Consider the following 19,082-nt stretch of genomic DNA (forward strand, 5'->3'; position numbering starts at 1 on the left):
GACGCCGGGTCGGGCGGGCGGGGGCCGACCGCCGGGGTCGAGCAGTCCGCCCCAGTCCGCTTCCGCTGTGAACCAGTCGCCGACGCCGTCAGCGGCGGGCATATTCGCGGAAGCCGCGGCCGGTCTTGCGGCCGAGGCAGCCCGCGGCCACCAGGTGCTCCAGCAGCGGGGCCGGGGCCAGGCCCGGGTCGCGGAACTCGCGGTGCAGGACCTTCTCGATCGCGAGGGACACATCGAGCCCGACGACGTCCAGCAGCTCGAACGGGCCCATCGGGTAGCCGCCGCCCAGCTTCATCGCCGCGTCGATGTCGTCCAGGGACGCGTAGTGCTCCTGGACCATCTTGATCGCGTTGTTGAGGTACGGGAACAGCAGGGCGTTCACGATGAAGCCCGCCCGGTCGCCGCAGTCGACCGCGTGCTTCCTGATCCTGACGCAGACCTCGCGGACCGTGGAGTGGACGTCCTCGGCCGTCAGCACCGTACGGACGACCTCGACCAGCTTCATCGCGGGCGCCGGGTTGAAGAAGTGCATGCCGATCACGTCCTGCGGACGCGAGGTGGCGCGGGCGCAGGCGACGACCGGCAGCGAGGAGGTCGTGGTGGCCAGCACCGCCCCCGGCTTGCAGATCTTGTCCAGCGTCTGGAACAGCTGCCGCTTGATCTCCAGGTCCTCGGCGACCGCCTCCACGGCCAGGTCGACGTCCGCGAAGGCCTCGTACGAGCCCGCCGGGGTGATCCGCTCCAGCGTCTGCGCGGCGGCCTCGGCGGACATCCGGCCCTTGTCGACCGAGCGCGCGAGCGACTTGCCGATCCGCGCCTTGGCGGCCTCGGCCTTCTCCTCGCTGCGGGCGGCCAGCACGACGTCGTAGCCCGCCTTGGCGAAGACCTCGGCGATGCCGGACGCCATGGTGCCGGAGCCCGCGACACCGACCGCCTGGACCGGGCGGCCGGGGACCCCCAGGTCGCCGGCCAGGGGCGTCAGCGCGTCCGGCACGACCGTCGCGCTGCCGGGGGCGTCGTAGGTGTAGAAGCCCCGGCCCGACTTGCGGCCGGTCAGGCCCGCCTCGCTGAGCTGTTTGAGGATCGGGGCGGGGGCGTGCAGCCGGTCGCGGGACTCGGCGTACATGGCCTCCAGCACCGTACGGGCGGTGTCGACGCCGATCAGGTCCAGCAGCGCGAGGGGGCCCATCGGCAGACCGCAGCCCAGGCGCATCGCGGCGTCGATGTCCTCGCGGGAGGCGTACTTGGCCTCGTACATCGCGGCGGCCTGGTTGAGGTAGCCGAACAGCAGCCCGTCGGCGACGAATCCGGGCCGGTCGCCGACCGCGACGGGCTCCTTGCCGAGGTCCAGGGCGAGGTTGGTGACGGCCGTGACGGCGGTGGGCGCGGTCAGGACCGAGGAGACCACCTCGACCAGCCTCATCGCCGGCGCCGGGTTGAAGAAGTGCAGGCCGAGCACGCGCTCGGGACGGGCCGAGTCGGCGGCCAGCCGGGTCACGGACAGGGCGTTGGTGCCGGTCGCCAGGATGGTCTCCGGGCGCACGATCCCGTCCAGCTCACGGAAGATCTGGTGTTTGATCTCGTACGACTCCGGGGCCACCTCGATGACCAGGTCGGCGTCGGCCGCGGCGCGCAGATCGGTGGAGGTGCTGACGCGGGCCAGCACATCGGCGCGCTCCTGCTCGGTCAGCCGGCCGCGCTCCACGGCGCGGGCGGTGGCGGCCTCCAGCGCGGTGATCGCCTTGGCGACGGCGGCCTCACTGATGTCGATGCCGACGACCTCGCGGCCGGCCTTGGCGAGGACCTCGGTGATACCGGTGCCCATGGTGCCGAGACCGACGACGGCAATGGTTTTCAGCGGGGACAGGGAAGGGTCGGACAGGGGAGTGGCCATCGCGGGACTCCAGGAATGAGGGTGACGACTGGGAGCGCGCCCGGGTGCGCCGGGTCGGGCCGGCCGAAGCGGGCCCGGGCGCACCGGGTGCGTGGAGAAGTGCGGGTTTTGCCGGGCTGCGAGCGCACGCGCCCGGTGCCGTCGCCGTGGGCGTGCACACGCCCGGAGCGAACGGTGGTGTCCGACCGGCCCTGTCCCGGGGCCAGGTCGTGCTGCGGTACTCGAGGTACCGAACCGACTGCTCTGACGGCGGCTGCGTCACCAGGCCGTCGTCAGCGAATGCGAGTGGGTGACTCGCTCGTCTGAGCTTAACCGGTGGGTAACGAGCGCGCCAGCCCCCGTGTTTGTGACGTACGTCCCGACAGACCGGAGCGCCCCACTAACCTCGGAGCCATGGACGAAGAGTTGCGATCACTCACGGAGCGTTCACGGCGGGAGTCCGCAGGATCCCCGGTCCACGACCGGCTCATGGCGACCGACGACCTCGATGAGCTGGCAGGAGTCCTCACCGAGCCGGGGCAGCCGCTGTGGGCCAGGGAACTGGCCGCGTTCCGCCTCGGCCTCGCCGGTGACCGCCGTGCCTTCGAATCCCTCGTCCTGCTGCTGAACCACCGCGATCCCGAGCGCTGCGCCTCCGCCGCGTACGCCCTCGCCCGCCTCGGCGACCCGCGCACCGCCCGCGCGGCCGCCGCCCTCGCCACCAACGAACTCCGCGTCGCCTACGCCCTGCACCCGGTCCGCCTCCTGACCCGGCTACGCGCCCCCGAGTCCGTACCGGCCCTGATCACCACCCTGCAGCGACGCCTGCACCCCCACGACCCCTACCGCCGCGTGGCCCTCGCCTGCGTGGAGGGCCTCGGCACCCTGGAGGACGCCCGCGCGCGCCCGGTCCTGAACGAGGCCCTGGCCCACCCGGCTCTGGCGGAGGCGGCGGTACGGGCCCTGTCCCGCATCCCGAAACAGCGCTGACGGAGCTGTCCGACTGACGGTTGACGTCCTGTTGACAGTGCTGACAACGCGTCAGGCACGGAACGCCCTGATGTACAGGACCCGTTGACCGCTCAGGTGCTCACGACCGCGAACGCCTCGATCTCCATCAGGAACTCGGGGCGGACCAGGGAGGCCACCTGGAGCGCGGAGGCGGCGGGGAGGCGGTCGTCCGGTATGTGTGCGGCGCGGGCCTCGCGGATCGCGGGCATGTGCGCCATGTCCGTGACGAAGAAGGTCAGTTTGACGACGTCGTCGAAGGTCGCGCCGGCCGCCGCCAGGCAGCGGCCGAGGTTGGCGAAGACCTGGCGGGCCTGGGCCACGGCGTCGCCCTCGCCGACGAGCTTGCCGTCCTCGTCCAGGGCCAGCTGGCCGGCGATCGCGACGAAACGGCCCGTGCCCATGACGACGTGGCTGTACTGGGCGGCGGGGAAGACCCCGTCGGGGGCGGTGATCCTGGTCAGCTCACTCATGCGTCCATGGTGGACCACGGGTCTGACAACCACCGCCCCCGAGCAGGCCGTGGACCGGTCAGCCGCGGAAGCCGACCAGGCCGTGCAGTGCCGAGCCGCGGGCGGACGTCGACGCCGCCTTCGCGGTCAGCGGCTTGGGGTCGGGCAGCTTCGGGCAGACCGCGTCGATCTCCCGTCCGCTGCGCGGCACCGTGCCGCTCGACAGGTAGTTCGCGAGGTACTTGTCCAGGCAGGCGTTCCCGCTCAGCGTGATGCCGTGGTTGCCGCCGCCCTGCTCGACCACGAAGCTCGAGCCGGCCAGCAGCCGGTGGACCGTCAGACCGCCCACGTACGGGGTCGCCGCGTCGTTGGTCGCCTGGAACAGCAGCACCGGAGGCAGCTTGCCGTTGGCGACGTTGACGGGCCGCAGCGAGTCCGTCGGCCAGAACGCGCACGGCGCGTTGTACCAGGCGTTGTTCCAGGCCATGAACGGCGCCCGCTCGTAGACCCGCCAGTTGTCCTTGCGCCACTGGTCCCAGTCCCGCGGCCAGGAGGCGTCACGGCACTGCACCGAGGTGTAGATGCTGTAGCCGTTGTCCCCGGACGCGTCCACGGCGGCGAAGTTCTCGTACGCCTCCACCAGCGGATCGGCATTCTTGTCGTTCACATAGGCCGCGAACGCCTGAGCCAGGTAGGGCCAGTAGCCGTTGTAGTAGCCGCCGGGGATGAAGGTGTCCTCCAGTTCGGAGGCGCCCACCTTGCCGTCGGCCGGCTTCTTCGCGAGCGCCCTGCGCATCGCGTACCACTTGGCCTCGATCTTCTCCGGGTCGGTGCCCAGCTTGTACGTCGAGTTGTACTTGGCGATCCAGGACATCAGCGCCCGGTGCCGGTCGTTGAAGGCGTAGTCCTGCCCGATGTTGTCCTCGTACCAGACACCGGTCGGGTCGACGATCGAGTCCAGGACCAGGCGCTTGACGCGCTGCGGGAACAGCTTGGCGTAGACCGCGCCGAGGTAGGTGCCGTACGAGTAGCCGAAGTAGCTGGTCTTCCGGGCGCCCAGCGCCGCGCGGATGGAGTCCATGTCCTGTACGGCCTGGATGGTGTTGATGTACGGCAGCAGGTCCGCGTACTTCTTTCCGCAGGCCGCCGCGAAGGACTTGGCGCGCTGCAGGTTGGCCTTCTCCAGGGCCGGGGTGCTCGGCACCGAGTCGGGGCGCACCGGGTTGAAGTAGCCGGGCTTGCAGTCGAGGGCGGGCTTGCTCTTGCCCACCCCGCGCGGGTCGAAGCCGATGACGTCGTACTGGGCGGCGACCGCCTTCGGCAGCGAGGTCGCGACGAACCCGGCGAGCGTGAGGCCGCTGCCGCCGGGGCCGCCGGGGTTGACCAGCAGCGGGCCCTGGCTCGTCTTGGCGGTGTGCCGCACGCGCGAGAGGGCGAGCGTGATCTGCCGCCCGTAGGGATCGCGGTGGTCGAGCGGCACCTTGAGGGACGCGCACTGCAGCGTCGGATAGTCGGTGGTACCGCAGTTCTTCCAGGTGAGCTTCGCCGCGGGAGCGGTGTCGGCGGTTCTGGCGGCGCTGGCGTCGGCGGGGACGGCCGTGACGGTCCCGGCCACGACGACCGCGGCGCCGCACAGCACGGCTGCGCGTTTTCTCATGGGGTCCTCCCAGGACGGAGGGTTTCGGGCCGCGCGTCTCACGGTCCTCGCCGCATCGTCCCGGAAAGCAGTCCCGGAAGAACTCGTTCTGGCAATACTTGACCCGATCGGGTCGGCGGATGCGCTCGAACGCTCTCAAATCAGCGTGAGTTGGGTGGGTTCGGACATCTTCTGTTCAGGCGTCTCCGGTCCGAGGGGCTCCGGCGGGCTGATCCGCCGCGGCATCCCCGCGCGCGCGGGCCCGATCCCGTACTCCTGGGCCAGCTCGTGCACCTGACGGGTGATCCGGCGCTGGTACCACTTCGGCGCGTAGGCACCGTCCGCGTACAGGCGCTCGTAGCGGCGCACCAGCTGCGGGTGATGGTGGGTCAGCCAGGCCATGAACCACTCCCGCGCGCCGGGGCGCAGATGCAGCACCAGGGGCGTGACGGAGGTGGCGCCGGAGGCCGCGATCGCTCGCACGGTGGCGCGCAGCTGGGCCGGGTGGTCGCTCAGGAACGGGATCACCGGGGCCATCAGGACACCGCAGCCGATGCCGTGCTCGGCGAGTGTGCGCACGACGTCCAGGCGGCGCTCCGGGGCCGGCGTGCCGGGCTCCACGGTCCGCCACAGCACGGGGTCGGTGAAGCCGACCGAGACGGAGATGCCGACGTCCGTCACCTGGGAGGCCTGCACCAGCAGGTCCAGGTCGCGCAGGATCAGCGTGCCCTTCGTCAGGATCGAGAAGGGATTGGCGTGGTCGCGCAGGGCGGACAGGATGCCCGGCATCAGACGGTAGCGGCCCTCGGCGCGCTGGTAGCAGTCGACGTTGGTGCCCATCGCGATGTGCTCGCCGTGCCAGCGGGGCGAGGCCAGCTGGCGGCGCAGCAGCTCCGGGGCGTTGACCTTGACCACGATCTGCGAGTCGAAGTCCAGGCCCGAGTCGAGGTCCAGATAGGTGTGCGTCTTGCGGGCGAAGCAGTACACGCACGCGTGCGAGCAGCCGCGATAGGGGTTGATCGTCCACTCGAACGGCATGCGCGAGGCGCCCGGCACCCGGTTGATGATCGAACGGGCCCGCACCTCGTGGAAGGTGATCCCGCGGAACTCGGGCGTGTCGAAGGTACGGCTGACCACGGCGTCCGCGCCGAACAGCGCGGCGTCGGCCGCCCGGCTGTGGCCGCCGGACTCCACGGTGAGGTTCTCCCAGCGCATGACGCCTCCTCGGTAGCACCTGCCCCAGCAGTGAAACACCTGTTCGATTTCCAGTGCAAGTGCTGTTTTCCGATCGCTTCGCACGCCCGGAAGATCGCTTCGTGCACCTCTCCGGCACCCCGATTTGGGGGGCCGTGGGCGGGGGTGGTTGGCTTGCCCCAACCCCGAGAGAGCAAGTCCTGGAGGAAACCGATGGCGCAGGTCGAGGCCACTACGGAGCGGGTCGTCGCGGCGGACGCGGAGAAGGTGTTCGACGCCCTCGCCGACTACCGCGGCACGCGCGCGAAGCTGCTGCCCGAGCACTTCAGCGAGTACGAGGTGCGCGAGGGCGGCGACGGCGAGGGCACCCTCGTCCACTGGAAGCTCCAGGCGACCAGCAAGCGGGTGCGCGACTGCCTCCTGGAGGTCAGCGAGCCCACCGACGGACAGCTCGTCGAGAAGGACCGCAACTCCTCCATGGTCACCACCTGGACGGTCACCCCGGCCGGCGAGGGCAAGTCCCGCGTGGTCGTCACCTCCGTCTGGAACGGCGCCGGCGGCATCGGCGGCTTCTTCGAGAAGACCTTCGCGCCCAAGGGCCTCGGCCGGATCTACGACGCCGTGCTCGCCCGGCTGGCCACCGAGACCGAGAAGTAAGTCCCGCGGAATCCGCGGGCGTTGACCGCCCTCACCGGTTCGAGTGGATCCCGGTGTGCCACGCAGTTCTGCCGTAACTCGTCGCGCTTGTCCGTAGTTGTCGCCTCAGGCGGCAATCGTGGGGCAGGCGCGACGAGGGGAGCGGCACGTGGGCGGGACGACTCTGGTGCAGGACGGACCCGACGTGGTTCCCGCCGAGAGCCACGTCCCCACACCCGTCGCCGGTGTCCACCTCGCCCCGCGCCGGGTGCGGCTGGTCTTCCTCGGGCTGATGCTGGCGCTGCTGCTCGCCGCGCTGGAGCAGATGATCGTCGCCACCGCGCTCCCGAAGATCGTCGGCGAGCTGCACGGCCTGGACCGGATGTCCTGGGCGATCACCGCGTACCTGCTGACGGCCACGGTCGGACTGCCGGTCTACGGCAAGCTCGGCGACCTGCTCGGCCGCAAGGGCGTCTTCCAGTTCGCCATCGTCGTCTTCGTGATCGGCGCCGCCCTCGCCGGACGGGCGCGGACGATGGACCAGCTGATCGCCTTCCGCGCCGTCCAGGGCGTCGGCGCGGGCGGGCTCATGATCGGCGTCCAGGCGATCATCGCGGACATCGTGCCGCCCCGGCGGCGCGGCCGGTTCATGGGGCTCATCGGCGCCGCCTTCGGGCTCGCCTCCGTCGCCGGGCCGCTGCTGGGCGGCTACTTCACCGACCACCTCTCCTGGAGGTGGTGCTTCTACTTCAACGTCCCCTTCGGCCTGATCACCCTGGCCGTCGTCACCGTCGTGCTGAAACTGCCGAAGCCGCGGGCCAGGCCCCGGCTGGACGTGCTCGGCGCGCTGCTGCTCGCCGCCGCCTCCACCTGCCTGGTGCTGCTGACCAGTTGGGGCGGCACCGAGTACGCGTGGGACTCCCGGGTGATCCTCGGACTCGGCGCGGGGGCCGCCGCCGCGGCCGTGCTCTTCCTCGCCGCCGAGCGCTTCGCCGCCGAACCCCTCATCCCGCTGCGGCTGTTCAGGGACTCCGTCTTCAACGTCACCGGTCTGGTGGGCCTGGTGATCGGCGTCGCGCTCTTCGGGGCCGCCAGCTATCTGCCTACGTTCCTGCAGATGGTCGACGGGGCCAGCGCCACCGAGTCCGGGCTGCTGATGCTGCCCATGATGGGCGGGATCGTCGGCGCCTCGATCGTCTCCGGGCAGCTCATCAGCCACACCGGGCGCTACAAGCTCTACCCCGTCCTCGGCAGCGCCGTCTCGGCCGCCGGGATGTGGCTGCTGTCCCGTCTGGAGGCCGACACGCCCCGGCTGCAGTACAGCGTGTGGATGGCCGTGCTCGGCACCGGCATCGGCATGGTGATGCCGGTCCTGGTGCTCGCCGTGCAGAACTCCGTGCGCCCCGCCGACCTCGGCACCGCCACCAGCGCCAACAACTACTTCCGGCAGATCGGCGGCAGCGTCGGCGCCGCGGTCTTCGGCACCCTGTTCTCCGACCGGCTGGCCGACGCCCTCGCGCAACGCCTGCCCCCGCGCGCGGGCGCCCGTCTGCCCGACCCGCAGTCCATCACCCCGCAGCTCGTCCACGCGCTGCCTCCGCCGCTGCGCGACGACTACATCCGGGCCTACGCCGACGCCATGCCCCGGATCTTCCTCTACCTCGTGCCGGTGCTCGTCCTCGGCCTGCTGATCGCCTTCTTCCTCAAGGAGAAACCCCTGGTGGCCCACAACACAGCCGAACCGGAGCCGGCGACCGTAAACACCCCCATTCCGCAGGCCCGTTCGCCGTACGCCGGCGGAATCCCCGTGTGCGGCACGGTGCAGCACCCCGACGGCAGCGTGGTGCCGCGCGCGGCGCTCACCCTCATCGACGTGGCCGGAGCGCAGATCGGGCGGGGCGCGAGCGGAGCGGACGGGCGGTACGCGCTCGCCACCCCCGGCCCCGGCTCGTACGTACTGATCGCCGCCGCGGGCGGCCACCAGCCGCAGGCCGTCACGGTCACCGTGGGCGAGCGGCCCGTCGACCTCGACATCGTGCTCGGCGGGGCCGGCCGCCTCGCCGGCACCGTGCACACCGCGGACGGCACCTGCGTCCGGGACGCCGCCGTCACCCTGACCAACGTGCACGGCGAGGTCGTCGCCACCACCCGCAGCTCGCGCGAGGGCGGCTATGTGATCAGCGATTTGGTGGCCGGGGAGTACACGCTCGCCGCGAACGCCCCCGCCTTCCGCCCGGCTGCGCTCCCCGTCACCGTCCAGGCCGCCCGGGAGACCCGCCAGGACGTCGAGCTCGCGGGTGGCGCCGTGCTCAGGGGGACCGTGCGCGCGGGCGGCGGAAGGCCGGTCGAGGACGCCCGGGTGACGCTGCTCGACGCGGCGGGCAACGTCGTCGACACCCTCACCACCGGACCCGACGGAACGTTCCGGTTCGTGGATCTGTCCTCCGGCGAGTACACCGTCATCGCCGCGGGTTACCCGCCGGTCGCCACCGTGCTCCAGGTGGCCGGCGGCGGACGGACCGAGCGTGACCTGCAACTGGGCCACGAGGACTGACGGCGGCCCGGCGTGCGCCCGGCGCGCGGGGGCGGTCGCGGAAGACCAATTCCCGCGTTGGCGCACATCACCACCGGGCGGAGCCGTACGGTGGAGTAGGCGGCAGATCTTGCGGAGCCGTGGGGAGAGAGGGCCTGGGCCATGGAACATGGCAGCGACCGTGGCACCGAGAGGGACACGCCTCCCAGCCACGGAGCGGGGAACGGCGCGGTGGCGGAGCACGCCCCGGCCGGCCGTATCCCGCTGGCCGTGGTCGTGGTGGACCGCACCGGCCTGGTCTCCCACTGGAGCACGGGCGCACGCCGTTTGTTCGGCGTCCCCAAGGAGGAGGCCATCGGCCGCCCGGCGGTCGACCTGCTGCCCGTGTCGGGAGTGCTGCCCGAGGAGGACGAGGTCCTGTCCTACGGGGCGTACTCGGCCTACGACGGCCTCGGTCCCGGCCTGGAGTCCTCCCTCGACGGCGGGCTCTCCTACCCGGCGGCGGGCCGCGCGCGGCTGACCGTCCCCGAGAGGAACCGCGTCGACGTGCTGTGGTGGGCCTATCCCCTGGTGGGCCCGGGGGAGGAGCGGCTGCTGGTGCTGGCCGCCGACACCGCGGGACTGCGCCCGGACGAGCCGGACGGGATCGACGGGGCCGACGACGACATGGCCTTCGAGCGGATCGCCCCCGCCTTCGCCCTGCACACCGACTTCCCCGGCGCCGAGGAACTGGCCCGCAGGCTGCCCGAGATCCTGCCCAGCATGAGCGTCGACGAAAGCGCCCGTATCGTCGCGCAGGTGCTCGAACTGGGCTACCCCGTCCTGGAGTTCAGCCAGAACGACCGGGTGCCCGTCACCCCCGACTGGGGCGTGCCCCGGCGCGCCGAGCGCAGGGCCCGCCGCGAGCGGGCCGCACAGGCCGCCGCCGAGGGCCTGCCGATACCGCGGGAACTCACCGACGAGGGCGAGGACCTGGAGTACGCGGCCGTCCGCGAGCACCTGGAGTTCCTCAACGAGGTCAGCGGACGCATCGGCACCTCCCTCGACCTGTCGCAGACCATCATCGAGGTCAGCAAGGCCGTCGTCCCCCGCTTCACGGACGTGGCAGGCACCTATCTGCGCGAACAGGTCGTCGCGGGCGAGGGCTTCCCCGAGGGCGTTCCCGACACCACCACCATGTGGCACCGGGTGGCCGTCGAGCACACCGACGAACCCGGCCGCTGGGACGACGTGGTCCCCGTCGGCGAGGCCATGCCCTTCCCCGCGCACACGCCGTTCTTCCAGTGCATGACCACCGGCGAGCCCGTCCTGGTGCCCCGCATCAGCGAGGAGATGGGCCACGCCATCGCCTCCCAGTTCGAGAAGCGCGACATCCGGCCGCTGATCAACAACCGCTCCATGCTGGTCGTCCCGCTGAAGGCGCGCAACGTCGTCCTCGGCTTCATGATCCTCCTGCGCCACCCGGAGCGCGCCGAGTTCAACGACATGGACCGGGTCACCGGCGCCGAACTCGCCGCCCGCGCGGGCCTCGTGCTCGACAACGCGCGCATGTACACCTACCAGGAGAGCGTCGCCGAGACCCTCCAGGACAGCATGCTGCCGCACATCCCGCCGCGCATGGCGGGCTGCGACATCGCCACCCGCTATCTGCCCGGCACGCTCCTCGGGCGCGTCGGCGGCGACTGGTTCGACTCGGTCAAGCTGCCCGGCGCCCGCACCGCCCTGGTCGTCGGCGACGTCATGGGCCACGGGCTCAACTCGGCCGCCATGATGGGGCAGTTGCGCACGGCCGTACAGACCATGGCCGCCCTCGACCTGCCGCCCGCCCAACTGCTGCGCAACCTCGACGACCTCGCCCAGCGCCTCGGCGACTCCTACCTCGCGACCTGTCTCTACGCCGTCTACGACCCGATCGCGAGCGAGCTGCACATCGCCAACGCGGGCCACATCCCGCCCGTGCTGGTCCGCGCCGGGGACGGCCGCAGTGAGCTGCTCGACCTGCCGACCGGCGCGCCCATCGGCGTCGGCGGGGTGCCCTTCGAGGCGGTACGCGTGCGCGTGGAGCCCGGCGACCGGATCGTGATGTGCACCGACGGACTGGTCGAGGTGCGCGGGGAGGACATCGGTGTCGGCCTGGCGACGCTCAGCGAGTCCGCCGCCCACCCCGCCGCATCCATGGACGACGCCTGCGACGCGATCATCCGCGCCCTCAACACACGCGGCGGCCGCAAGGACGACGTCGCCCTGCTGATGGCACGGCTCAACGGCATCGACGAGGACGACGTCGCCGAGTGGCGCTTCGCCCTCGACCCGGCCGAGGTGGCACGCGCGCGTGCCGCGGTCCGGGAGCGGCTGCACGAGTGGGGGCTGGCGAAACTCGCCGACAACGCCGAGCTGATGGTCAGTGAGCTGGTCACCAACGCCGTACGGCACTCCCACAGCAGGCCCGTCGAGCTGCGGCTGGTGCGGGGCGACACCCTGCTGTGCGAGGTGGACGACGACGACCACGAGCTGCCGACCCTGCTGAGCGCGGGTGCCACCGAAACGCTCGGGCGCGGGCTGCGGGTGGTCACCACCCTGGCCCGGGAGTGGGGCACCAGCCGGACGAAGGACGGCAAGACCGTCTGGTTCGAACTCGGCCTGCCGCGGCGTTGAGCCCCGAGCGCGCCTGAGGGGCGCGCGAGGCGCGCGGGGGCGTACGCATATCGAATGCGGCGTGAAGGTATGCGCCACGCGCTTGTAGCGCCGATCCGGGCGCGATAGACCGTACTGGCCCGTCACTTGAGGCGGTTCGGCGTCGTACCCTGGGGAGTTCGGCATGAGCGTGACGAGTCGGTACCGGGAGGCCTGGGAGGGCTTCTGGAGAGAGGCCCCCGAGGAACAGGGGGCCGTGTTCTGGGACGCGGATCCGGCCGTGACGGCCGGCGTCCATGTGGCCCTGTTCGAACCGCATCTGGCCGATCCCGGCCTTGCGCTGGTGGACCTCGGCTGTGGCAACGGCACCCAGACCCGGTTCCTCGCCGGGCGCTTCCCGCGGGTCGTGGGCGCCGACCTGTCCGAGGCCGCCGTCGAGCATGCCCGGCACGCCGACCCCGCCGGACAGGCGAGGTACCGGGTGCTCGACGTCGTGGAGAAGAGCGAGACGCAGGCCCTGCACGCCGAACTCGGCGACGCCAACGTCTACATGCGGGGCGTCCTGCACCAGGCCGACCCGGACGACCGGCAGCCGATGGCGGACGGCATCGCCACGGTCCTCGGCGAGCGGGGCCGGCTCTTCCTGGTCGAACTGTCCGAGGAGGCCAAGCCGGTCCTGCTGGGCCTCGCACAGGGCCCGTCCGGGCCGCCGCCCAAGCTCGCGCCCATCTTCCGGCACGGCATCGCCCCCGGCGAGGTCGCCGACGACATCGTGCCCGAATACCTGCGCGCGGCCGGCCTCACGGTCCTGGCGGCCGGTCGACTCCCGCTGACCACGACGGAGTCGGGCCCGGACGGCACCCGCATCGAACTGCCGTCGAAGTGGCTGGTGGCGGGCCGCACGAGCTGACGGTACGAGAGACAGGGGCGGGCAGGATCTCCGGCGCCCGCCTCTACGCCTCTGTGGCCCACGGGCCCAGCGCCACGAAGGCCTCGTCCGGCAGGGCCACCAGGTTCAGCCCGCCGTCCGAGGCCGGCCAGCGATCCGGGGCGACGTTCAGACAGTCCCGAGCGGCGGCCGCCCGCACCGACTGGGTGAGAGTCGGCCACCCGTCCCCCGCACGCTCGGCGAGCGCCGGGCGCTGCTGGAGCTGTTCGGCCGCGACCTGCGAGCGGGTTCATGGCCTCGTCCGTTCGCGGCGCGTAACGTTGCCCCCCATGAAGATCCTGATCAGCGCCGACATGGAGGGTGCCACGGGAGTGACGTGGCCCGACGACGTGATGCCGGGGGCGTCACAGTGGGAGCGGTGCCGTTCGCTGTTCACCTCGGACGTCAACGCCGCGGTGCTGGGCTTCTTCGACGGCGGCGCGGACGAGGTGCTCATCAACGAGGCGCACTCGACGATGCGCAACCTGCTGCTCGAACACCTCGACGAGCGGGCCGAGATGCTCACCGGGCGGCACAAGTCGCTGTCCATGGTGGAGGGAGTGCAGCACGGGGACGTGGACGGGATCGCCTTCGTGGGCTATCACGCCGGCGCCGGAATGGAGGGGGTGCTCGCGCACACCTATCTCGCCAACTCCGTCACCGGCGTCTGGCTGAACGACGTCCGGGCCAGCGAGGGGCTGCTGAACGCGCACGTCGTCGCCGAGTACGGCGTCCCGGTCGTCCTCGTCACCGGTGACGACGTGGCCTGCGAGGACGCCCTCGGGTACGCGCCCGAGGCGTTGAAGGTCGCCGTCAAGGACCATGTCTCGCGGTACGCGGCCGTCTGCCGTACCCCGGCCAGGACCGCCGCGGACATCCGCGCCGCCGCCAAGGAGGCCGCACGGCTGGCGGCCCGTCAGGAACCGGTGCAGGCGGGGCCGTTCACGATCGCGGTCGAGTTCGACGCCGAGCATCTCGCGATGGCCGCCACCGTCGTGCCGGGCGTGGACCGGATCGGGGAGCGGAAGGTGGCGTACACCAGCGCGACCATGTACGAGGGCATCCGTACCTTCAAGGCGGTCACCACGATCGTCTCGGCCGCCGTGGAGGAGCAGTATGGCTGACGAGCGGGCACTGGACGAGGTCGTGCGGTTCACCTCCGACCTCATCCGCATCGACACCAGCAACAAGGGCGGCGGGGACTGCCGGGAGCGGCCCGCCGCCGAGTACGCGGCCGAGCAGCTGGCGGGGGCCGGACTGGAGCCGGTGCTGCTGGAGCGGACCAAGGGACGGACCAACGTCGTCGCCCGCGTCGAGGGGACCGATCCGTCCGCCGACGCGCTGCTGCTGCACGGTCATCTGGACGTCGTACCCGCCCGCGCCGGGGACTGGAGCGTGCATCCCTTCTCGGGGGAGGTCCGCGACGGGGTCGTGTGGGGGCGCGGCGCCGTCGACATGAAGAACATGGACGCGATGATCCTGGCCGTCGTGCGGGACTGGGCGCGAGGCGGCGTGCGGCCCCGGCGGGACATCGTGGTCGCGTTCACCGCCGACGAGGAGGACAGCGCCCGGGACGGCTCCACCTTCCTCGCCGACAAGCACGCGAGCCTCTTCGAGGGATGCACCGAAGGCGTCGGCGAGTCGGGGGCGTTCACCTTCCACGACGGCGAGGGGCGGCAGCTCTACCCGATCGCGGCCGGTGAACGGGGCACCGCCTGGCTGAAGCTCACCGCGCGCGGACGCGCCGGACACGGCTCCAAGGTGAACCGGGAGAACGCGGTCACCCGGCTGTCCGCGGCGATCACCCGTATCGGTGAGTACGAGTGGCCGGTGCGGCTGACCCCGACCGTGCGCGCGGCCCTCGACGAACTGGCCGCGCTGCACGGCATCGAGGACGGCCACGAGGACGTCGACCGGCTGCTGGAGAAGCTCGGACGCGCCGCCAGGCTGGTCGAGTCGACCGTCCGCAACAGTGCCAACCCGACCATGCTGGACGCCGGTTACAAGGTCAACGTCATCCCGGGCGAGGCCGTCGCCCACGTCGACGGACGGTATCTCTTCGGCGCCGAGGACGAGTTCCGCGCCACCCTCGACCGGCTCACCGGTCCGGACGTCGACTGGGAGTTCCACCACCGGTCGATCGCCCTCCAGGCGCCCCTGGACACGCCCACGTTCGCGAGGATGCGGGCGGCTGTCGAGGAGTTCGCGCCCGAGGGGCACGTCGTGCCGTACTGCATGTCCGGCGGCACCGACGCCAAGGAGTTCTCGCGCCTCGGCATCACCGGCTACGGCTTCACCCCGCTGAAGCTCCCGGAGGGCTACGACTACCAGGCGATGTTCCACGGCGTCGACGAGCGCGTCCCCGTCGAGGCACTGCACTTCGGGGTCCGGGTACTCGACCGGTTCCTGCGGACGGCGTGATCGGACTTGGGGGAGAACGTGCACACCCTGCCCTACGGCTCCTGGCCCTCACCCATCGACGCGGCCCTCGCCGCCGCGCACGACGGGCACCCCGAGTACGTCGGCTTCGTCGGCGACGAGGCGTGGTGGACCGAGCCGAGACCCGGCGAGGGCGGCCGGCGCACCCTCGTGCGGCGGCGCGTCGACGGCCGGGAGGAGTCCGTCCTGCCGTCGCCGTGGAATGTCCGCAGCCGCGTCATCGAGTACGGCGGCCACCCCTGGGCCGGCGCGATGGTGGACGGCCGGCCCGTCGTGGTGTTCGTGAACTTCGCCGACCAGCGGCTGTACCGCTGTGAACCCGGCGGCGAACCCGGCCCGTTGACCCCCGTCTCCCTCGTCGGCGGCGGACTGCGCTGGGCCGAGCCGCAGTTGCTGACTCAGCGCGGTGAAGTGTGGGCCGTGCTGGAGGAGTTCACCGGCGACGGATCCACCGACGTGCGCCGCGTCCTGGCCGCCGTACCGCTCGACGGGTCGGCCGCGCAGGACCGGGGCGCCGTGCGCGAACTCACCGACGCGCGGCACCGGTTCGTCACCGGGCCGCGCCTGTCGCCCGACGGCCGCAGCGCCGCCTGGCTCGCCTGGGACCACCCGCGCATGCCCTGGGACGGCACCGAGCTGATCGTCGCCGGGGTCGGCGAGGACGGCACCCTGCACGGACCGCGGACGGTCGCCGGCGGGCCCGAGGAGTCGATCGCGCAGGTCGACTGGGCGGCCGACGGTTCCCTGCTGTACGCGAGCGACCGCACCGGCTGGTGGAACCTGTACCGCGACGACGTACCCCTGTGCCCGCGCGAGGAGGAGTTCGGCGGGCCGCTGTGGAAGCTCGGCAACCGCTGGTTCGCGCCGCTGGAGAGCGGGCTGATCGCCGTCGTGCACGGCCGGGGCGCGGGGGCGCTCGGCATCCTGGATCCGGAGACCGGCGAGGTGGTCGACGCGGCGGGCCCCTGGACGGAGTTCGCCCCCACGCTCGCGGTGCACGGCGAGAGGGTCGTCGGTGTCGGCGCCAGTCCGCGCAGCGGGTACGAGGTGGTCGAGCTGGACGCGGTCACCGGCCGGGCGCGGGTCGTCGGCGCCGAGCACCGTGACGCCGTGGACCCGGCCCACTACCCGGAACCGCAGATCCGCACCTTCACCGGACCCGACGGACGCGACATCCACGCCCACATCTACCCGCCGCACAACCCGGGGTGCGTCCCGCCCGCCGACGAGCTGCCGCCCTACGTCGTGTGGGCGCACGGCGGTCCCACCAGCCGGGCGCCGCTCGTGCTCGACCTGGAGATCGCCTACTTCACCTCCCGGGGCATCGGTGTCGCCGAGGTCGACTACGGCGGCTCCACCGGGCACGGCCGGGAGTACCGGGACCGGCTGCGCGAGCAGTGGGGCGTGGTCGACGTCGAGGACTGCGCGGCCGTCGCCCTCGCGCTCGCCGACGAGGGCACCGCCGACCGCTACCGGCTCGCCGTCCGCGGCGGGAGCGCCGGTGGCTGGACCGCCGCCTCCTCGCTCGCGCAGACCGACGTCTACGCCTGCGGCACGATCCTCTACCCGGTTCTCGACCTCGCCTCCTGGGGCGACGGGGAGACCCACGACTTCGAGTCGCAGTACCTGGAGTCCCTGGTCGGGCCGCGCGCGGAGGTGCCGGGGCGGTACACGGAGCGGTCGCCGCTGGAGCACGCCGACCGGATCGCCGTGCCGTTCCTGCTGCTGCAGGGCCTGGACGACGTGATCTGCCCGCCCGCCCAGTGCGAACGGTTCCTGGAGCGGATCCGGGGGCGGCGGGTGCCGCACGCCTACATCGCCTTCGCGGGTGAGGGGCACGGATTCCGCCGGGCCGAGACCATGATCCGCGTCCTGGAGTCCGAACTCTCCCTCTACGCCCAGGTCTTCGGACTCGACCCGAGCGGCGTCCCGACTTTGGAGCTGTCGGAGTGAGCGAGACTGTACGAGAGCTCCGGCGCCCGCCCCGGCTCGCCCCCGGTGCCCGCGTCGCCGTCGTGGCGCCCGCCGGACCCGTGCCGGAGGAGCGGGTGCAGGCCGGGCTCGACGTGCTGCGCGGCTGGGACCTCGACCCCGTGGTGGCGCCCCATGTCCTCGACCGGCACGGTCAGTTGGGCTACCTCGCGGGCGCTGACGCGGACCGGACCGCCGATCTGCAGAACGCCTGGTGCGACCCGTCGGTGGACGCGGTGCTGTGTGCGCGGGGCGGGTACGGGGCGCAACGCACGGCCGACCTGCTGGACTGGGAGGCGATGCGGGCCGCCGGGCCGAAGGTGTTCGTGGGCTTCAGCGACATCACGGCGCTGCACCAGGCGTTCGCCACCCGGCTGGGCCTGGTCACCCTGCACGGGCCGGCCGCCGCGGGCGTCGACTTCGTGAAGAACGCGCGGGCGCAGGAGCACCTCAGGGCCACGCTTCTCGCCCCGGAGACGGTCACGACGATCGTCTCCCGAGGCACCGCCCTGGTCCCGGGCCGGGCGCGCGGGGTGACCCTCGGCGGCTGCCTGAGCCTGCTCGCCTCGGACCTCGGTACGCCCCACGCGCGCGGGGGCGCCCGGGGCGGGCTGCTGATGATCGAGGACGTGGGGGAGGCGCCGTACCGGATCGACCGGATGCTCACCCAGCTGCTGCGCGGCGGCTGGCTCGACGGCGTCCGGGGCGTCGCGCTCGGGTCCTGGACGCGGTGCGGTCCCTACGACGAGGTGCGCGCGGTGCTCGTCGACCGGCTCGGCGGTCTCGGCGTCCCGGTGGCGCAGGAGTTCGGGTTCGGCCACTGCGAAGGGGCGCTGACCCTTCCCTTCGGCGTGGCCGCCGAGCTCGACGCGGACGCGGGCACGCTGACCCTGGCCGAACCGGCCCTGGGTTGAGCCGTCCACGCCGTAGGCTGGCGCAATGCCACACGCTTCCCGCTACCTCGCCGAAGGCCCCCGCGTGGGGATACGTCACTTCACCTACGAGGACGGCGCCGAGTTCACGGCCCGCGCGCGCGAGAGCAAGGACCTGCACCACCCGTGGCTGTTCCCGCCGGACGGCCCGGACGCGTACGCCGCCTACGCGGGCCGCCTGATCGAGGACCCGACCAAGGCCGGGTTCCTGGTCTGCGAGAAGGACGGGGAGCACGGCGACGGCGCGATCGCGGGGTTCATCAACATCAACAACATCGTCCAGGGCGGCTTCCAGTGCGGGGCGCTCGGCTACGGCGCCTTCGCGCACGCCGTCGGACGGGGCCTGATGCGGGAGGGGCTGAACCTCGTCGTCGGGTACGCCTTCGGCCCGATGCGGCTGCACCGGCTGGAGATCAACGCCCAGCCGCGGAACGCCGGGTCGATCGCCCTGGCCCGCAGCTGCGGCTTCCGGCTGGAGGGCTTCTCCCCGAAGATGATCTACATCGACGGCGCCTGGCGCGACCACGAGCGCTGGGCGATCACCGCCGAGATGCGGGCGTAGCGCATCGACTCGGTCATGCGCCCGCTCCCGTGCCGAATTCCGTTGAAGGGCCGGCTCCGCGTCGGCGAGGATGACACGCATGCGGAATGTCGTCGTGCTGGACGCCCCCTCCAACCTGGGACTGCGGCCGCCGGCGCCCGGGACCGTGCCCGGGTGCTACAAGCTCGCCGGGGCGTTGCGGGAGCAGCGGATCGTGCTGGGGGTCCCCCCACGCCTTTAGGGCAGTGGGGGAGGCTGGGCGCGCTGGAGGGCGGGGTGGTCGTGCCGCCGCGGTACGACCACCC

General features: G+C 72.2%; 14 protein-coding genes and 1 pseudogene. 11 read left to right on the forward strand and 4 right to left on the reverse strand.

Features of this window, described 5'->3' with window-relative positions:
- Positions 1-88: 88 nt before the first annotated feature.
- The gene (locus GRC12_RS27130) at positions 89-1,894 is read right to left on the reverse strand and encodes a 3-hydroxyacyl-CoA dehydrogenase family protein (protein WP_208782000.1); all 1,806 of its coding nucleotides are present in this window, start codon (positions 1,892-1,894) and stop codon (positions 89-91) included.
- A 393-nt stretch (positions 1,895-2,287) separates the two neighbouring features.
- Here GRC12_RS27130 and GRC12_RS27135 point away from each other — a divergent pair, with 393 nt between their 5' ends.
- A complete protein-coding gene (locus GRC12_RS27135; RefSeq protein WP_208782001.1) occupies positions 2,288-2,863 on the forward strand; it encodes an adenylosuccinate lyase in 576 nt (191 codons plus the stop codon).
- Between the two features lie 92 nt (positions 2,864-2,955).
- Here GRC12_RS27135 and GRC12_RS27140 read toward each other — a convergent pair whose 3' ends face one another.
- From GRC12_RS27140 to GRC12_RS27150, 3 genes are all read right to left on the reverse strand, one after another.
- A complete protein-coding gene (locus GRC12_RS27140; protein WP_208782002.1) occupies positions 2,956-3,354 on the reverse strand; it encodes a RidA family protein in 399 nt (132 codons plus the stop codon).
- Positions 3,355-3,412: 58 nt separating this feature from the next.
- Positions 3,413-4,990, reverse strand: a complete 1,578-nt coding sequence (locus GRC12_RS27145; RefSeq protein ID WP_208782003.1) for an alpha/beta hydrolase — start codon at positions 4,988-4,990, stop codon at positions 3,413-3,415.
- A 135-nt stretch (positions 4,991-5,125) separates the two neighbouring features.
- Positions 5,126-6,184, reverse strand: a complete 1,059-nt coding sequence (locus tag GRC12_RS27150; protein ID WP_208782004.1) for an Rv2578c family radical SAM protein — start codon at positions 6,182-6,184, stop codon at positions 5,126-5,128.
- A 192-nt stretch (positions 6,185-6,376) separates the two neighbouring features.
- Here GRC12_RS27150 and GRC12_RS27155 point away from each other — a divergent pair, with 192 nt between their 5' ends.
- The 10 genes and pseudogenes from GRC12_RS27155 to GRC12_RS27200 form a co-directional block, all read left to right on the forward strand.
- The gene (locus GRC12_RS27155) at positions 6,377-6,820 is read left to right on the forward strand and encodes an SRPBCC family protein (protein WP_208782005.1); all 444 of its coding nucleotides are present in this window, start codon (positions 6,377-6,379) and stop codon (positions 6,818-6,820) included.
- 148 nt (positions 6,821-6,968) lie between these two features.
- Entirely contained in the window at positions 6,969-9,353 is a 2,385-nt protein-coding gene (locus GRC12_RS27160) for an MFS transporter (protein ID WP_208782006.1), read from the forward strand.
- Positions 9,354-9,494: 141 nt separating this feature from the next.
- Positions 9,495-11,987 (forward strand): SpoIIE family protein phosphatase, encoded by a 2,493-nt coding sequence (locus GRC12_RS27165; protein WP_208782007.1) that lies wholly within the window; start codon positions 9,495-9,497, stop codon positions 11,985-11,987.
- 163 nt (positions 11,988-12,150) lie between these two features.
- Positions 12,151-12,876: a class I SAM-dependent methyltransferase gene (locus tag GRC12_RS27170; protein WP_208782008.1), complete on the forward strand. Its 726-nt coding sequence runs from the start codon at positions 12,151-12,153 to the stop codon at positions 12,874-12,876.
- Positions 12,877-13,184: 308 nt separating this feature from the next.
- Positions 13,185-14,018, forward strand: a complete 834-nt coding sequence (locus GRC12_RS27175) for a M55 family metallopeptidase (RefSeq protein ID WP_208782009.1) — start codon at positions 13,185-13,187, stop codon at positions 14,016-14,018.
- Entirely contained in the window at positions 14,011-15,315 is a 1,305-nt protein-coding gene (locus GRC12_RS27180; protein WP_208782010.1) for a M20/M25/M40 family metallo-hydrolase, read from the forward strand. The genes GRC12_RS27175 and GRC12_RS27180 overlap by 8 nt, the downstream gene beginning before the upstream one ends.
- 18 nt (positions 15,316-15,333) lie before the next feature.
- Entirely contained in the window at positions 15,334-17,286 is a 1,953-nt protein-coding gene (locus tag GRC12_RS27185; protein WP_208782011.1) for a prolyl oligopeptidase family serine peptidase, read from the forward strand.
- Entirely contained in the window at positions 17,283-18,218 is a 936-nt protein-coding gene (locus GRC12_RS27190) for a S66 peptidase family protein (RefSeq protein ID WP_208782012.1), read from the forward strand. The genes GRC12_RS27185 and GRC12_RS27190 overlap by 4 nt, the downstream gene beginning before the upstream one ends.
- A gap of 25 nt (positions 18,219-18,243) precedes the next feature.
- Positions 18,244-18,798, forward strand: coding sequence for a GNAT family N-acetyltransferase (locus GRC12_RS27195; RefSeq protein WP_208782013.1), 555 nt, complete (start codon positions 18,244-18,246; stop codon positions 18,796-18,798).
- A gap of 79 nt (positions 18,799-18,877) precedes the next feature.
- Positions 18,878-19,082: pseudogene (locus GRC12_RS27200) on the forward strand (hypothetical protein); the annotation flags it as partial.

This window comes from Streptomyces griseorubiginosus, assembly GCF_017614965.1.
Classification (GTDB): domain Bacteria; phylum Actinomycetota; class Actinomycetes; order Streptomycetales; family Streptomycetaceae; genus Streptomyces; species Streptomyces griseorubiginosus_B.

What these genes read in the sequence shown, in the direction of transcription:
- GRC12_RS27130 (WP_208782000.1), bottom strand. Translation starts at nt 1,894, where the DNA reads ATGGCCACTCCCCTGTCCGACCCTTCCCTGTCCCCGCTGAAAACCATT.
- GRC12_RS27135 (WP_208782001.1), top strand. Translation starts at nt 2,288, where the DNA reads ATGGACGAAGAGTTGCGATCACTCACGGAGCGTTCACGGCGGGAGTCC.
- GRC12_RS27140 (WP_208782002.1), bottom strand. Translation starts at nt 3,354, where the DNA reads ATGAGTGAGCTGACCAGGATCACCGCCCCCGACGGGGTCTTCCCCGCC.
- GRC12_RS27145 (WP_208782003.1), bottom strand. Translation starts at nt 4,990, where the DNA reads ATGAGAAAACGCGCAGCCGTGCTGTGCGGCGCCGCGGTCGTCGTGGCC.
- GRC12_RS27150 (WP_208782004.1), bottom strand. Translation starts at nt 6,184, where the DNA reads ATGCGCTGGGAGAACCTCACCGTGGAGTCCGGCGGCCACAGCCGGGCG.
- GRC12_RS27155 (WP_208782005.1), top strand. Translation starts at nt 6,377, where the DNA reads ATGGCGCAGGTCGAGGCCACTACGGAGCGGGTCGTCGCGGCGGACGCG.
- GRC12_RS27165 (WP_208782007.1), top strand. Translation starts at nt 9,495, where the DNA reads ATGGAACATGGCAGCGACCGTGGCACCGAGAGGGACACGCCTCCCAGC.
- GRC12_RS27170 (WP_208782008.1), top strand. Translation starts at nt 12,151, where the DNA reads ATGAGCGTGACGAGTCGGTACCGGGAGGCCTGGGAGGGCTTCTGGAGA.
- GRC12_RS27175 (WP_208782009.1), top strand. Translation starts at nt 13,185, where the DNA reads ATGAAGATCCTGATCAGCGCCGACATGGAGGGTGCCACGGGAGTGACG.
- GRC12_RS27180 (WP_208782010.1), top strand. Translation starts at nt 14,011, where the DNA reads ATGGCTGACGAGCGGGCACTGGACGAGGTCGTGCGGTTCACCTCCGAC.
- GRC12_RS27195 (WP_208782013.1), top strand. Translation starts at nt 18,244, where the DNA reads ATGCCACACGCTTCCCGCTACCTCGCCGAAGGCCCCCGCGTGGGGATA.